A 14,417-nucleotide genomic window follows, 5' to 3' on the forward strand; every position below is an offset into this window, starting at 1 on the left:
TGTGGGGTGGTCGGGTCTAGTCGTCGATGCTGGCGATGAGGACGGCTTTGGTGAGGTCGAAGGCCTGGTCGTTGGTGAATCCGGCGTCGAGGTAGGCGAGGTACACCTCGTGGAGCTGGGCCGCTCCGGCTGCGAGTTCGGTGATCGGATCTTCGGGATCAGGCATGGCGCGGGCCTTCCGATGTGGGGTGGTCAGTGTTCGTGGATGCGCATGACGAGCACGCCGTTCCAGGTGCGGAGCTCCGTGTCGGTGCCGTCGCAGTCCTTGATCAGGCACACCGGGCGGGCCGTCTGCATGGGCTTCTTACGCGCGCGTTGGCCGATGCCGAGCTCGCGTTCGAGGCGGTCGATGAGGGCGTAGTCGGGTGCGGGCATCGCGCAGACCTCCCAGTTCAGGCGTCGACGCGAGAGCGTTCGGCGATCAGGGCGCGGAGTGCATCCGGCTTGCCGGTGGCGTCGACGTAGCGCTGGCAGAGCTGCCCGTTGGCCACGTGCTGCGGGCTGCCGAGGCCGGACTCCTGCGGATGCCACAGGTGCGTGATCGCGCCCTCGTGACGCACGGTCGGCCCGAGGAGCGCGTCCGCCGCGATGCGGTAGGCGGCATCCTCAAAACCCCAGCCGGTAAAGCCTTCATCCATGCCGCCGGCCTGCCGCCAGGCGTCGGGCTGGATGACGAGGACTCCACCGGTGGCCCACTCGTGGGCGAGGTCGGTCGAGCAGTCGGCCGCCGGGGCGCCGGCGAGGTAGGTCTGCGTTCCGTCACGGGACAGGCCGCGGTACCAGCTGTACGGCAGGTGCAGAACACCGTCCGCGGCTGCCTCGATCGCTGTGTACAGGGGCTCCGGCTCGGGCAGGGTGTCGGCGTCACAGAGGACGACGACGTCAGCTCCTGCGGTTGCGGCCTGACGGATGCCTTCATTACGGGATCCGGCCCGCGAGAACGGGTCGTGCCCGCTGTCGACGTCGAGGTGGATCCCGTCGGGAAGCAGCCCGGCAAGGTGGGCGCGGACGTACTCGTGGTGGGCGTTGCGCTCCGAAGTGCCGGGCCGCCACGGGATGACGACTGCGACGCTCATGCGCGGAACACCTGCCAGGGAACGTGCTGGTCGTCCACCGACGTCAGCCCCAGCTCGGCGGCTAGCGCGTCCTGCTGCTCCTGGGACCAGGTGGTGACGTCCAGCCAGGCCACACCCTCGGCGGGTTCGCTGGCGACGGGCCAGTCGAGGATGAGCAGCCCGCCCTTCTTGACGATGGCCCGCAGGTTGCGGATCAACATGTCGGCGGACGCGTAGTCGAGGTGGATGAGCACGGCCAGGCAGTACACGGCGTCCGTCTTGCGGCGGCCGAGGTGGCTGCCGAAGTCGCTGCCGTCGGACTGGAAGCCGGTCAGGTCGGGGGCGTTGGCGGCGAGCGCGTCGACCATGCTCGCCGAGCCGTCGACTGCCGTCACCTCGTAGCCGAGAGCCCGCAACGGGATGGCGACGCGCCCGTCACCGCACCCGAAGTCCATCACCTTCACCCCGGGCGGGATGTCGGCGGCGAGGAGTTCGGCCTGCTTGCTGCCGCTCTCCCAGTAGGCGTCTTCCGAGATACCTCGCGAGGGGTGAATGAAGTCGGTGGCGCCGGGGCGGCTCCAGTTGGCGATCGCCTCATCGGCCTTCATCGTCGCCTCCTGAGATGTTGATGGTCAGGGCGTCCTGCGCAGGTGGCGTTGTGGCGACCGAGGGCACGGCAGGCGACGCGGCGAGGCAGGCAGTAGACGGCGTCGCGGGGCTCGGCGAGGAGGTAGCGCAGCATCCATATGGTCGTGCTCCGACAGTCGGAGCGCGGCCTGTAGCGCAGCCCGAGCGTCACGTCTTCCTCCCTACGCGGATGGTGGTGACGCCGGGCTGGTCGGGCATGTAGCCGTGCGGGTCGATGACCACGGAGCCGGGCTGGAAGTGGTACTGGAGGAACACGTCGTGCCGGGTGGCGATCACGAAGACCCCGGGCTGGTCGGGTGCGAAAGAGCCGCCGGTGTCGACGTGCGGATCCCAGTGCTCCAGATCGACGCCGCGGTCGCGGAGTTGATGCGCGAGGAGCAGTGCGGGGCTTCCGCCGGTGAGGTCAGAGCCGGGCTTGTACGCCTTACCGAGGATGCAAACGCCGAGGCCGGACTGTTCTGCCCACTGCCCCACCAGGTCGGCGAGCCATTCGGACTGGGCTTCGCGGGCGCGCGCCATGTAGCCGAGGACGTCGGTGGACAGGTCGAGGCGTTGGGCGAGCCACGACATGGCGATCAGGTCGCGGGGGTGGCAGTGGCCGCCGTCTCCCATGCCGCCGCGCATGTACTTCGCGGAGACGACACGGTCGGTGGCCGCGGCGAGTGCGTCGGTGACGGCGTCGCAGTCGGCGCCGGTCTTGTGGCAGATCTCCATGAGCGCATTCGCCACCACGATCTTCGTGGAGATGACGACGTTGTAGGCGACCTTCGTCAGCTCCGCCGACTCGATGCCCATGACCTGCGCCGGGCGGTCGTGGACCGTGGCGTGGATGTCGAGGACCGGTTCGACATGCCGGGGATCGTCGGCGCCGAGGAGCACGAACTCAGGGTTGAGGTAGTCGGCGATCGTCGTACCCATCGCAATGAAGGCGGGGTTGTAGACGAGCGTGGTCCACTCGTTGAGGAGCGGCCGGATCAGCCGGTTCATGGTGCCGGGCAGGCAGGTGGAGATGACGGCGATGGTGATCGGCTTCGCCTGCAGTGCCGCAGACCGGCACAGGTCGCGCACGGCCTGCACGAGGTGCTGGTATTCGAAGTCGCTGGGCTCGTCCGGCATGGGCTGCTCGCCGCCGTAGGCGGGACTGTGCGGCGTCTGGACGGCGACGAACACGACACGGTCGATGCTGGCCACGACCTGCGACGGCGTGGACGCCAGGGTGAGTTCGGCGCTGGCGAGAAGTGCCTCGATGCCTTCTTCTTGCGGCGGCGGTGTTTCGCCTCGGAGGATCTGCGCGGGCCGCGGTGACGGGTCGTAGCCGATGACGCGGTGACCGCCGTGCTTGGCGAGGGTGAGGGCGCATACGACGCCCAGTTTCCCGAGGCCGATCCATCCGACTGTGCTCATGCGGGGTTACCTTCCGGGGCGCGGGTCCGGGCGCGGGCCCGACCGTTAGGCGATGTTGAGGAACTGCTTGAGGGCGGCTATGTCGGCGGCGCGTGCGGCGTCCATGGCGGGGCTGCCGTAGTCGGTGGTGCGGTATCCGGCCAGCGATTCGGCTCGGGTCTGGTCGTTGTGCCCGCCGGTGAGGTCTGCGCGGTCGTGAAGGATCTCGACATCGACTCGCTGGTGCAGGCCCAGGGTCTGGCCGAGGTATTGGATCCACGAGTCGCAGTGCGGTGACAGGGACACGTGGCCGAGGTGATCAGTCCAGGTGCGGGGCCAGATCGGGAAGGTGTTGCAGGTCGCGATGTCGTTGCTGTGCGGCCACAGCACACCGGGTGCGCGTTCTTCGACGAGGCGGTCCCAGTCTTCGGTGAGGATGCGGGCGTCGTCGTTCCACAGCATCAGCCAGTCCCCGTCGGCCTGCTCTGCCAGCCGGTTCACGTACTCGTGGAGCCGTGGGTAGCCGTATCGTTCCGGGGCTGCCCAGACGCTGGCCTGCCAGGGGACCGGGGCCTGGAGGGTGGGCTGGTCGTCAGGGTCGGCGGCGATCAGGATTTGGATGCCGCCTGGCTTGTCTGCCAGTTCCAGGAGCGTCGCCACCGTCTCGGCGAGCGGCTGGGGTCGACCGCGGGATGGCAGAAGGACGGAGATCAATGGCGTGGGCTCCGTTCAGTAGACCTTGAGCGTTCCGGCCCGGTAGACGGGGGTTTCAAAGCCGCCCGCGAATTTGATCCACAGCGTGTATTCGCCGGGTTCGAGGGTGGTGACGCCACCGTTGGGGCCGACGAGGATGCGCCCGTGGGGAGCGATCCATTCGCCGACCAGCCAGTCGTCTTCTTCGGGGCTGGTGTCGGTGAGGAGGAACGCGAACTGCGGCGGCACGGCAAGTTGGACCTGGGCGCCACCGGCTCGGGTGACGACGGTGACTTTGACGTACTCGGTACTGATGGCGGCTAGATCCACGGCTGGCTCACCGTCCATCCCCCGCGGGGTTCGCTGTACTGGACGGTGATGTCGTCTGTGTCGAGGGCGTCGGTGCGGGCGCCGAGTTCGCTGTTGCCGGTGAGGGCGGCGGCGGCCGTGCCTGTCTGGACTGTGGTCACGCCGAGGTCTGACTCCGCGGTCAGGCTGGAGGCGACGACGATGGAGCGGGTCGCTGCTGCGGTCTGTGCACCGTCGGCGGTGAGGGCGGCGGATCCGAAGTACACGGCGGCCGAGCTGGCGGCGGTGTTGAAGTTGTCCCACTCGGCATAGTTCGTGGAACCGTTGTTGCGCCACGAGTACATTTCGACGGCGACGGTGTTGACGGCGCTGGTCACCCAGGCGGGGGTGGAGATGGAGCGCCGGTTAGTCCAGGCGGACCCGTCGGTGCTGGTGTCCCAGAAGAGGGTGCCGCCGGTTTCGCGGATGCGGAGCCACAGGTGCGTGACGGCCGAGTAGGTGAGGGAGACCGCGGATCCGTCGGTGTAGCCGACGTTGGACTCGAAGCGGATCGTGTTCGCCACCGTGTTGATGTTGATGGCGATGGACGTGCCAGCGGTCGCCTGGATGATGTTGAACGTCGTCTGGGCTTCCGTCGTGGCGCCGTTCGCAGCCGCAGCCAGGGTGAGCTGAACGAAGGCGCTACTGCCCGCGAGCGTCCAGTCCTTCGCGGTCTGGTAACCGGCGAACGTGCCTGCCACGCACGGGATCCGGGCCTTGCCGCCCGTCTCGGAGACGCCACCGTAGGAGTTGCCCCAGTTGGGGCCGATGACGTTGTCGTTGAACGTGTCAACGAGTGTGGAGAGCAGGGCCACGATTCACCCCGCGATCAGGAAAGCGCAAACGTGAGCTGGCCTGCGGTTATCTTGAGCTCATCCCCGGCGAGCAGGGTGCGGCTGGCGGCGAGCGGCCCGTACCAGAGGCGGATCGGCACGCCCGCGGAGTCCCACACCTCGACGCCGACGAACGTTCCGGCAGGCATGCCCGTCCAGACCAGGTCGGCCGTGTTGGAGGTGGCGCCGGATGAGGCTGCCCCGACGGTCAAGTTCTTGCGCACGTAGCTGCCGCCGGTGGCTTCGGTGCCTGCCGCGCTGTCGGATCCGTTGGCGGTAACGAGGGCGACCTTGAGCGGAAGGGTGGGGGCGGTCGTCGCCGTCCCCATGATCCAGTCGAGGCACCGATTCTCGGCCGTATTCGAAAGGTTGTCACTAATTCCAATCACCGCCTTTTCTGGGCGCCATAAATTAATATGGAGTCATGTGCTCAATTGACGGATGCACGAAGCCAGTTCATGTCCAAATTCGCGGATGGTGCCGCGCTCATTACTTGCGCTGGCACCGATTCGGAGATCCGTTGGCGTCCGCTCCGAAGAAGGACTACCGGACGCGATACCTGGAGAAGGTCGATGAGCGCGGACCAGACGAGTGCTGGCCATGGACGAGCGCCTACGCGAGCCTCGACCGGGGCGCGTTCAGCTGGAAGGGCAAGACGCACATCGCGACCCGCGTCGGCTGGGAGATCCACTACGGATACCCGCCAGGAGACCTACACGTGCTCCACACGTGCGATCACGGCTGGTGCCACAATCCGCGGCATTGGTTTCTGGGGACTCACCAAGACAACATGACCGACCTCAAGAAGAAGAATCTCCCGCGTGGACGTCCAGTGGCGACGACACCTGAGATCGACGCTCAAATTGAGGAAGCCCTCAAGACGGGGGAAAGCCATCTGAGTATTGCCAGGCGTCTCGGAATTGGGCGATCAATAGTCGACCGGCAGGCGCGCGGCGAGCGAGACTTCGTAAGGGCGCCCGCCCCGCAGCGCATCCCTCCCCCGATCGCGTCCTAGGTGACGCCGAGGTGTCCGGCAATGCGGGTGATGTTTTCGGCGCCAGGCGGATCCACGGACACCCACACCCGGTAGTCACCGCGGGCCAGAGCGAGTTCGCTGCCGGGGCCGATGAGGAGCCGGGCTTCGCCGCCGATCCAGTCGGCGGTCTTCCACTCGCTGCCGGACGGGTTGTCGCGGTGCATGACGGCCGCGATCCTCACCTGGGCTCCGGTCAGGTCGACGCCGTCAGGGCCGGTCACCGGGATGTGCAGGTATTCGGTGCTGCTCGCGGGGATCTGCACGCACCCACCTCCCGGTCACAGGCTCGGTGGATGCACAGCCCAGGCGGGCGAGTACGGCGCCGCTGCGGCCCATGGGCTGTAGGGGGCGCCGGCGGTGATGTTGATGTCGTCGGTGGTGGAGAGCGTCGCGCCTCCGGCCGCGAGAGTTGCTGTGGCGGTGAGCGTCGCGCTGGCGGTGACTGCCGACGCCCCTGCCGCCGCGAGGGTCGCCGTGGCGGCCAGGGCCGCGCCTGCGGTCACCGTGCGGTCGCCTGCCGCCGCGAGGGTGCCGGTCACAACCAGAATGGCGTCCCCGAGAACGGGCGGAGTTCCCGTCGTTCCGGCAGCCGTCAGCGTGGCCACGGCTACCAGGGTGGCGGTGCTGCTTTGGTCGACCTGCCCTTGCGAGGTCAGGGAGGTCGTGGCAACCAGGGTTGCGTCGGCCTGTACTCGGCGTGCCCCGCTTGCGAAGAGATCGGCAATTGCGTCGAGCGCGGCCTGCCCGGTTTGGCCCACCAGTCCGACGGCCGCCATGTCCGCGGTAGTGGCCAGACCCGCTGCGGCGATCGCGCCGTGTAGTCCGGCCGCAGCGAGATCTGCCGTGGCCGCGAGTGTGGCGTCACCGGCGACTGTGAGCTGTCCGTCCGCCGCCAGGCCAGCCGAGGACGCCAACGCGGCGTCGCCAGCCGTGGCTCGCACTCCGCCTGCGGCCAGGGCGGCTGTGGGCGAGAGTGCCGCGACCCCTGCGGTGGTGCGAATGCCTGACGCGGCGAGAGCAACAGTGGTGCCGAGGGTGGCGGAACCGACGGAGGCCCGTAGCCCCGATGCGGACAGCGCGACGGCGCCCGAGAATGCCGCGTCGCCTGTAGTGCCGGTGACGACATCCGCTCCAGTGAAGTCGTCGAAGCGGAGGCTGCTTACGCTCTCGGCGCGGATGCCGACGCTCGCGCCAGTGGCGACGTTGGTGTCCGTGACCGAGACGCGCTGGATGCCGTTGACGAAGCCTTTGATCGTCGAGCCGACGGCCTCAACTTTCGCCACGTCGCCCGCGGCTGCCGCTGCGGCGTAGCTGCCGATGTTGATGAAGGAGCCGCCGACGACGGCGAAGAGGTTCCAGCTTGTGCCGTCGTTGCGCCACAGGTAGCCGCTGGTGAGGGTGAGACTGCCGCGGCACCAGACGCCGTGGCTGACGGCTGCCGTGGTGGCGATCGTGACCTGTGCGGAGTTGTCGTTGCTGGCCATCGCTCCGGCGGCACGGAGGATGATCGTGCCGCCTGCGGAGCCGGAGGACAGCCGGTTGGAGATGATCGACCAGTCGCCGGACACCTCAACCCAGTTGGCGCCCAGGTTGCTGGAGTCCGCGCGGTTGAAGTCGTCGGTGAAGGTCGTCACGGCGGCCTCCCGCTCCCACCGCTATCCGTCAGGCGGCCTGCGGTGTCAGGGCCGCGGTGAGAGTGGCGAGGCTGAACTGATCCGCCGACGCCCAGGCCTTCGACGCCGTCAGCGCCACCGAGAACAGGAACGTCCCGGCCGACGACGCAGTCCACACCGAGATGTGGGTGAGCGTCTCCGACGTGCCGCCGTTCGTCCACGCCGAGGGCGGGGTGCCCAGCGACAGCGACGACCCGGACGAAGAGTCGGAGAACACGAAGGAGTTGCGGGTCGTCGAACCGACGGAGACCGCGGAGGTGCCTGCCGCGCCGGGGTCGCCGGTGTGCAGCTGCACGAACGTCCCGGCGACGGCCGTGTACGAGGTGCCGCCGCTGCCGGTAGCACGGAGAGTGTCGAGCCAGCCGGAGACGAGGCCGGGGGCGAGTCCTGCGGTCATCGCTCGCTCTCCTCAGGCTCGGGCTCGGCGCTGTCGTCGGTGTCGGGTTGGGCGGTGGTGACCTCGCCGGAGGCCTCCAGCCACAGCGCGTACTCGTCGGGCATCGCTGCCTCCTTAGTTCCAGGTCCAGCCTTTGACGTAGGCGATGTCCATCTGTGCGGACGAGTTGGGTGCGGCACGGTCCCCGTTGAGGGCGGCCTCGTTCTGGATGATCCAGCTCATGGGCTTGTCGGGGATGCCGCGGGTCGAGCGGCCGATCAGGCGGCCGTCGAGGAAGTACTTCACTTCGCCGGGCCGCCACTCGATGACCGAGGTCCGCCAGGCGCCCCAGGATCGGTTGGTGTCGAAGGCGTCCTGCTTGCCGCCGCCCTTGGGGTGGGTGAAGGCGTGAATGTCCTCGGTCCACTCAGACTCGGGAAAGTCGATCTCGCAGTCGGGGCAGGTCTGGTTCACGTCGGGCCACAGCAGGTGTGCGCTCTTGTAGCCGACGGCGACCTTGGAGACGCGGAAGCGTTCCTCGTACCGGCCGTAGCGCTGGCCCATGAGCTTCTTCGGTACGACGGCCGCGGAGTGGACGGGCCCGGACGGGCCGCGCCACATGCGGATGTGCATCTGCCCGCCCGACACCCACACCGTGGATGCCGGGTCGTAGACGCCACCGACCGGATACGAGCGCTGAGTGGCGGTGTCGGGCCACCCCTTCGGGTACGCCCACCAGTTGGTCCGCGTGCTGCCGGTGAGGCCGCCGCAGTACACCTTCGGGGTGTCCACGTTGTGGCCGCAGTCCGTGAACCGGCCCTTCGCCACCGGGGTGTTGAAGGCGTCGGAGAAGCGGAGCTTCCACGTTGGCCCGGCTTCGGCGGTGGGTGCGAGGAGGCTGGCTGCCAGCATCCCGGCGAGGAGGCCAGCTGTGGAGAGGAGGCGCCGCATGCCGCACCGCCTCTCGGTGTAGCAAGGAGTTCCGCCGCCTGGACGCTGCTAGCGCACCAGCGCCCGTAAGCGCAGTGAGGATCTCTTCGGTCCCATCGCCAGGCGGCGGCGTCTCGCCCCTTGCGGGTTTCCTCGGGCGCTACCCGAGGGTGTCCGGGTCCCGAGACGGAGGCCCGGTCTTGGGGGTGTCCCGCCGCCAGGCCGAGGGTGAAGTGGGCGGCGGGACGAGGGGCGGATGAGCGCGACCGCCCCGTCTGGGGGGTCTTTGTCCGCCCGGCCCCCACGGCCGGGCGGACAAAGGGGCCGAGCGCGGGGGGTGCGCTACAAGGCCCTCCCTGCGTCGACCAATGCGCAGGGGGCTTTCAGGCGGCGTGGGCGTGGGGGCCGCGACTGTTGGCTGCGGGGTCGGCGGGCTTGTACTTGGCGCCGCCTGCTGCCGCTCGCTGGATGGTGGGGAGGTGGAAGTACTGGCCTGCTTCACCGTCGAGGACGGGTTCGATCTTCCCTCGGGTGACCCAGACGCGGATCGTGCCGGGCTTCACGCCGACGCTGCGGGCGGCTTCCCACAGGTCACCGAGGTCGGCGTTGCCTGCGATCTGCGCGAAGTGGATTTCGAGCCCGTCCGGGTTCGGGTAGGCGACCACGACACCTCCACCGGGTACGCGAAAGCCCCCACCGGTGTGTTCACGGCGGGGGCTCCAGAAGCGTGTTGTGACTCGTGTGCCACGATTAGGGATCACGATTACAGATCGACTCAAAATCGTCAAGCAGCCTGACGATCGGAACGCAGGCCGTGCACGACCCCCGCGACAAGGAACACGATGATTCCTGCGAGGACCAGCGGCCAGACGAGGGCGAGGGCGGCGACGAGGATGGCGTGCGAGGCCCCGTGACCCGGTTCCGGCCTTGCGCCGGTGAGCAGCATGTCGATGCCCCACAGGAACGCCCCGACGAGCAGGTGGGCCATGATGCCCTCGGGTGATAGACCGGTGACGGCGAGGGTGACCATGGCCGTCATGCTGGCGGCGGCGACCCACGCGACGGCGTACATCCTGAACAGGCCCTGGTTGGGGACGATCCCACTCATGGCGCGCCCTCAGCTCGCGGAACGTCCTGCTCTCGGAAGATCCGCTCCGCCACGTCGTCCAGGTAGTCGTCACCATGGTCGATGCACTGACCATAGTCCGCGCACGCCTCACAGCCTTCGGCATCGTCGGCAAGCTCCGCGCGGATCTCTTCCAAAGTCTTGCGCTCGCTCACGGCGCCCCCGCGTCAGGGTCGAGCGGGCACTCCTCAACGTCATACGACGGTCCGCCCCGAGAGATCCCGCCCTGCTGGGCTCGGCGGGTGTACTCGGCGCGCTTTGTCGCGATCCACTCGTCGGCCTTCTCCGGCGTGCTGAATACGCCTTGAACGAGGCGGCCGACGTCGTATCCGGCGTCTTCTACGACGACATGCATAACGCTCACGGCGTCCACTCCTCCCCCTTGTGGTCCGGATGCCCGGCGAACGGCTGGGCGAGGATGGCGAGTAGCCGCCCGACGCGCGCGTCCCTCCCGCAGTCACAGGGCCTGCCACGGCGGTCGTCGTCGCACGTTTCCCCGCCGTCGTGTTCCTCGGTGGCTGCTGCGCAGGTGTACCAGCAGTCGCCGTCCACGACTTCGTGCCGCTCGGCGAGCAGGTCGTCGATGAGGGCGAGCTTCGCGTCGAGGTCGGCGATGACGTGGGGGTCGGGTGCAGGCTCGGTGGCCACGGCCAAGTACTTCTCGGCCGCGTAGGGGTGGCCGTCGATCAGGACTTCTGCGGGCATGTCCCTCTCGTGCCGGACCTCGACGTCGTGGCCGTCGAACGCGCTGGGGATGCTGCGGCGCTTGGCGAGCTCAGCGGCGCGAGCCTCTGCCCATCGGTTCCGCAGGAAGTCGGCGATCTCGCTCATCGGTGGCCCTTGGATTGGTTCACGCTTCGGTCTTCTCTTCCCATCGCAGATCGCGGATCCCGTGCGCCAGAACCGCGAGACCGAACTGATCACGCGGCAGCTGGAGCCGCGAGCGTGGATAGATCCGGTACCGCTCCAGGTTGAACTCGCAGACCGCGTCCGTGCCGCGTCCGTCCGGGTCCGGGCCGTAGCGGACCGGCCAGCGCGTGACGAGGCGTCGGGCGTACCAGCGGCGGGCGTGCCGCTTCTTCCACATCTGCCAGGTGGAGGTGGGGACTTCGTAGGTGACGCGGTGCCGGGCGGTGAACGTCTCGGGCGGCAAGTCGTCGGCGAGGATCTTTGTCTTCAGTTGGAACAGAAGCTGGTCCCCGATGAAGTCACGTTGCACAGAGACGTCCATGTCAAGGAACAGCTCCTCGTCCATGGCGAACTGCTGCGCGTAGCGCTTGAAGGTGAGGGCGAGGGTGGTGTCGTCTGTCATGCCGCCACCCCTGCCGCTTCGGCGAGTATCTGCTCTTGCGCGGCCCGGAGTTGCCGCCACTCCTCTTCGCCTTCCCACCTGCTCCGGCAGGCGGGGCACGCAGTTTTGAAACTTCGGGCACTGGCGTAGAGCTGCTCAGCGCAGAGGCGGTCCTCGATGACGACCGGACAGAGCCCGATCTTCACGTTGCCGTACTTCGGCTTGTCGTTGACGATCGCCGAGCACTCGCCATGGAGCTTGCGGACCGCTTCAACATCCTGGCCGACGGACTCGTAGCCGCCACACGCCCACAGCAGGTTGTCCGTCAGGAACTTGACGAGATGCGGGACAGCTTCCGCCGGGCTGCCCCGCCACGGTGCGACCGTCCAGCCGAGCGCCGTCCGCCACGAGTCCTCGATCGCCGACAGCCGGGCCGCGACACCGCCGGGCCCGACGAGCGCGAGGACTTCCAGCCGGGGCGGGATCGGCGGGTTCTTCGAGCCCGAGCCTCCGCCGCCTATTCGCCGGGCGCCGCGCATCAACGCTGCCGTGGTGTCCAGCTGCCGGAACAGCGCGGGGAGTTCGGCGAGGCGCTTCGCGGTGGCATCCTCGTCCGGCCTGCAAGCCCATCGGCCTGCTTCGCTGACCCAAAGCTGCCGTCCGCAGCCGGGGGTTACGCAGACCGGCCACTCGTATTCGGTGAGGTCGGTGGGGTGGTCGTGCACGGCAGGCTCCTCGGGTGGTTCGGGAAGCAGGGTGACGGATGGGCCAATTGTGCACGACGGGTTGACAGGGGTGGGCCGATGGCACAGCAATGGCCCGCCCCAGGATCGGAACGGGCCATGCGGACCTGCAGGGCGGGGCGGTCACTCCCTCTCGTCGTCGGGCCAGACGATGCGGGGTTCGATCCTCGTAGCGCTGCCGTCGCGAACGACGACGCGCCAGATATCGGCGTTCTCCTCGCCCTCGCATTCCAGGCGGCCGGTGAACGTGTGACCGGGGAACGAGTCGATTGCCGACTGAACCTCGTCGACGAGACCGCGCTCGCGATACTCGTCGATCTCCCGCATGACGAGCGCCGTCGCGGTACGGCGGAGGAAGACGCCGTCCTCCTTCTCCACCATCTGCTCGTCCACTCGGAGAGCCAGCGACGGGCTCCAGCTGCTGGTCATGTTGTCCGGGGCGAACTTGCTGTCCTTGAACTCGGTGTAGGCGAGCGGCGGTTCAATGGCGAATTCGCCGGAGACGTGCGTGGTGTAGCCCATCGGGTTCTCCTATCGGTTCTGGGTGCCGGGCAGGTCCGCCCGGCTTCTTAGCTGCCGGGTCGGAACAGTTCGCGCAGCCCGACGGCGACGACGACCACAGCGGCGGCGATGATCGCCTCGGTCTGGTGGTCACCCCACACCCAGCGGACGATCTCGGACAGGAAGTGCATGGGGTGCTCCTCTCAGGCGACTTCGTCAAAGCCAAGCTGAACGCCCGGCTCCGAAACGGCCTCGGCGGGCTTCGAGGTGGCCTGCTCCAGGGCCTTGGCGACGGCTTCGAAAGCGCGAGTGGCCTTGCGGAGGTCGGCAACGATCTGACGGGCGATCTGCGCCGGGTCGGCGAATTCCGGCTCGTCGGCCTGCTCGGCTTCCCTGATCGGCCAAACCGTCGGGGAGGCATCGGCGGGACGGGTCGCCGGGACCGTCACGACCATCGTCCTGACACCGGTCCCGGATGCGGCGAACGCCTTCTCCGGCAGCATCTCCGCCTGCCCGCCGCGCTCCTCCACCAGCTTCCGGAATTCGGCCGCCGGACCGTTCTGGTAGGCAACCGCACCCGACATGACCGCCACCAGCAGCCCTTCGGGCCTGAGGAATCCGAGCGCGTGCCGAACGTGCGCCACATCGGCTTGCCGGGTGAACGGCGGATTCATCACCACCCGGTCGTAGGCGGGCGTGGCGGGCACAGTCAGGAAGTCGGCGACGCGCACGGTACGGATAGTGCTGACGCCGTCGAGAAGCCCCGCACAGCCGGGGTCCTGCTCGAAGCAGTCCACGACAGCGCCCAGGTCTGCCACCGCGGCGGCGATCGCACCAGAGCCGGCGGACGGCTCCAGAACCTCCATGCCCGGATTGATCGCGGCAATCTCCAGGAGACGATTCACGACCGCGGGCGGGGTGGGGAAGTACTGGGCCTGATTGCGCTTCTCCCGCAAGGTCACGACCTGCCCGCCAGCCAGGACCGGGGCTATCGCCTCCGCCGCGCCCATCGGGAACAGATGGGCTTCCGCGGTGCGGCTCCAGCGCCCGCCGACAGCCTCCAACACCTCGTTGACCCGCTGATACAGCTTGGGGTCCATGCGGGGCCCGGACAGCACAAGCCTGGGCCCGTCCGTGGCTGCCGCCCTTAGCACCTGAAGAATCTCCGGCTCGGCGTTCACTGCGGGCCGTCCTGAATGACGGCGAGAGCGGCGGCGGGCTGCCAGTCGTCGGTGCTGGCGGGCAGGTCCCGGACCAGGCCCAGGAGCAGACGCCGGACACCGTCGGCCACATCCATGGGGTCGGCGAACAGCGTGAACGGCAGCGGGTGCCGCACGCCGGTGTCCCGACCGGTGCTGTAGTGCCAGCCTCGCGCGTGGTGCCAGATGACGTACAAACCTGCTGGCCAGGCGTCCGCGTTGACGGCGTACTGGCCCCCAGTCCACTGGTACCAGGCCTGGGCGTGACCGGTGAGAGGGCTGTAGGACGCAGGCCCGAAGCCGGCCTGCGCCATCACGGTATTGACGGTGTTCAGGTAGTCGCGGCGCTGGCTCATGGATGCGTCCTCTCGTGATGGCGCGGCGATGAGCTCTTGCGGTTCATAGCTGGCGGGCAAGGCGTCGGGGTCGCCGTCGAGCAGCACGCCATAGCTAGTGCCGTCCGGGAGGGGCAGGCCGGAGATCGTGCCGAGGGTTCCCGCGGGCGCCGCGAAGTCACCTTCGGTCAGCGCGGGGGCGTCGACGGTGGTCTGAACTTGCTGGCTGATGTGGAACTCCATGACA

The 14,417-nt window shown here is 68.4% G+C and carries 24 protein-coding genes; all 24 read right to left on the bottom strand.

The annotated features are described in order from the left end of the window. Positions 1–16: 16 nt before the first annotated feature. Complete coding sequence (locus tag M4V62_RS04175; protein WP_249585840.1) at positions 17–166, bottom strand: hypothetical protein; 150 nt, start codon at positions 164–166, stop codon at positions 17–19. A gap of 26 nt (positions 167–192) precedes the next feature. Continuing rightward, positions 193–375, bottom strand: a complete 183-nt coding sequence (locus M4V62_RS04180) for a hypothetical protein (RefSeq protein WP_249585841.1) — start codon at positions 373–375, stop codon at positions 193–195. A gap of 17 nt (positions 376–392) precedes the next feature. After that, the gene (locus M4V62_RS04185; protein ID WP_249585842.1) at positions 393–1,076 is read right to left on the bottom strand and encodes a glycosyltransferase family 2 protein; all 684 of its coding nucleotides are present in this window, start codon (positions 1,074–1,076) and stop codon (positions 393–395) included. Continuing rightward, on the bottom strand, positions 1,073–1,663 hold the full coding sequence (locus M4V62_RS04190) for a class I SAM-dependent methyltransferase (protein WP_249585843.1): 591 nt from the start codon (positions 1,661–1,663) through the stop codon (positions 1,073–1,075). The genes M4V62_RS04185 and M4V62_RS04190 overlap by 4 nt, the downstream gene beginning before the upstream one ends. Before the next feature lie 187 nt (positions 1,664–1,850). Next, positions 1,851–3,107 (bottom strand): Rossmann-fold NAD(P)-binding domain-containing protein, encoded by a 1,257-nt coding sequence (locus tag M4V62_RS04195; RefSeq protein WP_249585844.1) that lies wholly within the window; start codon positions 3,105–3,107, stop codon positions 1,851–1,853. A 45-nt stretch (positions 3,108–3,152) separates the two neighbouring features. Further along, a complete protein-coding gene (locus tag M4V62_RS04200; protein ID WP_249585845.1) occupies positions 3,153–3,800 on the bottom strand; it encodes a glycosyltransferase family 2 protein in 648 nt (215 codons plus the stop codon). A gap of 15 nt (positions 3,801–3,815) precedes the next feature. Continuing rightward, positions 3,816–4,109 (bottom strand): hypothetical protein, encoded by a 294-nt coding sequence (locus tag M4V62_RS04205; protein WP_249585846.1) that lies wholly within the window; start codon positions 4,107–4,109, stop codon positions 3,816–3,818. Continuing rightward, a complete protein-coding gene (locus M4V62_RS04210) occupies positions 4,100–4,942 on the bottom strand; it encodes a hypothetical protein (RefSeq protein ID WP_249585847.1) in 843 nt (280 codons plus the stop codon). The genes M4V62_RS04205 and M4V62_RS04210 overlap by 10 nt, the downstream gene beginning before the upstream one ends. A 14-nt stretch (positions 4,943–4,956) precedes the next feature. Continuing rightward, entirely contained in the window at positions 4,957–5,349 is a 393-nt protein-coding gene (locus tag M4V62_RS04215) for a phage tail fiber protein (RefSeq protein WP_425574970.1), read from the bottom strand. A gap of 622 nt (positions 5,350–5,971) precedes the next feature. Continuing rightward, positions 5,972–6,259, bottom strand: coding sequence for a hypothetical protein (locus M4V62_RS04220; protein ID WP_249585849.1), 288 nt, complete (start codon positions 6,257–6,259; stop codon positions 5,972–5,974). A gap of 15 nt (positions 6,260–6,274) precedes the next feature. Next, on the bottom strand, positions 6,275–7,630 hold the full coding sequence (locus M4V62_RS04225; RefSeq protein WP_249585850.1) for an autotransporter outer membrane beta-barrel domain-containing protein: 1,356 nt from the start codon (positions 7,628–7,630) through the stop codon (positions 6,275–6,277). Positions 7,631–7,658: 28 nt separating this feature from the next. Next, entirely contained in the window at positions 7,659–8,066 is a 408-nt protein-coding gene (locus M4V62_RS04230) for a phage tail fiber protein (protein WP_249585851.1), read from the bottom strand. Between the two features lie 114 nt (positions 8,067–8,180). Further along, the gene (locus M4V62_RS04235; protein WP_249585852.1) at positions 8,181–8,957 is read right to left on the bottom strand and encodes a glycoside hydrolase family 16 protein; all 777 of its coding nucleotides are present in this window, start codon (positions 8,955–8,957) and stop codon (positions 8,181–8,183) included. Between the two features lie 401 nt (positions 8,958–9,358). Further along, complete coding sequence (locus M4V62_RS04240) at positions 9,359–9,640, bottom strand: MerR family transcriptional regulator (RefSeq protein WP_249585853.1); 282 nt, start codon at positions 9,638–9,640, stop codon at positions 9,359–9,361. Positions 9,641–9,759: 119 nt separating this feature from the next. Next, complete coding sequence (locus M4V62_RS04245) at positions 9,760–10,083, bottom strand: hypothetical protein (protein WP_249585854.1); 324 nt, start codon at positions 10,081–10,083, stop codon at positions 9,760–9,762. Then, complete coding sequence (locus M4V62_RS04250) at positions 10,080–10,256, bottom strand: hypothetical protein (RefSeq protein ID WP_249585855.1); 177 nt, start codon at positions 10,254–10,256, stop codon at positions 10,080–10,082. The genes M4V62_RS04245 and M4V62_RS04250 overlap by 4 nt, the downstream gene beginning before the upstream one ends. Then, a complete protein-coding gene (locus tag M4V62_RS04255; protein WP_249585856.1) occupies positions 10,253–10,465 on the bottom strand; it encodes a hypothetical protein in 213 nt (70 codons plus the stop codon). The genes M4V62_RS04250 and M4V62_RS04255 overlap by 4 nt, the downstream gene beginning before the upstream one ends. Then, the gene (locus M4V62_RS04260; protein ID WP_249585857.1) at positions 10,462–10,932 is read right to left on the bottom strand and encodes a DUF6221 family protein; all 471 of its coding nucleotides are present in this window, start codon (positions 10,930–10,932) and stop codon (positions 10,462–10,464) included. Before M4V62_RS04260 ends, M4V62_RS04255 begins: the two co-directional genes overlap by 4 nt. 19 nt (positions 10,933–10,951) lie before the next feature. Next, entirely contained in the window at positions 10,952–11,413 is a 462-nt protein-coding gene (locus M4V62_RS04265) for a hypothetical protein (protein WP_249585858.1), read from the bottom strand. Then, positions 11,410–12,117: a hypothetical protein gene (locus tag M4V62_RS04270; protein WP_249585859.1), complete on the bottom strand. Its 708-nt coding sequence runs from the start codon at positions 12,115–12,117 to the stop codon at positions 11,410–11,412. The genes M4V62_RS04265 and M4V62_RS04270 overlap by 4 nt, the downstream gene beginning before the upstream one ends. Positions 12,118–12,258: 141 nt before the next feature. Beyond that, positions 12,259–12,657, bottom strand: a complete 399-nt coding sequence (locus M4V62_RS04275) for a DUF6205 family protein (RefSeq protein WP_249585860.1) — start codon at positions 12,655–12,657, stop codon at positions 12,259–12,261. A gap of 47 nt (positions 12,658–12,704) precedes the next feature. Continuing rightward, positions 12,705–12,827 carry a hypothetical protein gene (locus M4V62_RS43560; RefSeq protein ID WP_283779069.1) on the bottom strand — a complete coding sequence of 41 codons (123 nt, stop codon included), beginning with the start codon at positions 12,825–12,827 and terminating at the stop codon, positions 12,705–12,707. Positions 12,828–12,839: 12 nt separating this feature from the next. Then, positions 12,840–13,736, bottom strand: coding sequence for a class I SAM-dependent methyltransferase (locus tag M4V62_RS04280; protein WP_249585861.1), 897 nt, complete (start codon positions 13,734–13,736; stop codon positions 12,840–12,842). A gap of 77 nt (positions 13,737–13,813) precedes the next feature. Further along, a complete protein-coding gene (locus M4V62_RS04285; RefSeq protein WP_249585862.1) occupies positions 13,814–14,413 on the bottom strand; it encodes a hypothetical protein in 600 nt (199 codons plus the stop codon). Between the last annotated feature and the right edge of the window lie 4 nt (positions 14,414–14,417).

The sequence above is a fragment of the Streptomyces durmitorensis genome, from assembly GCF_023498005.1.
GTDB lineage: Bacteria > Actinomycetota > Actinomycetes > Streptomycetales > Streptomycetaceae > Streptomyces > Streptomyces durmitorensis.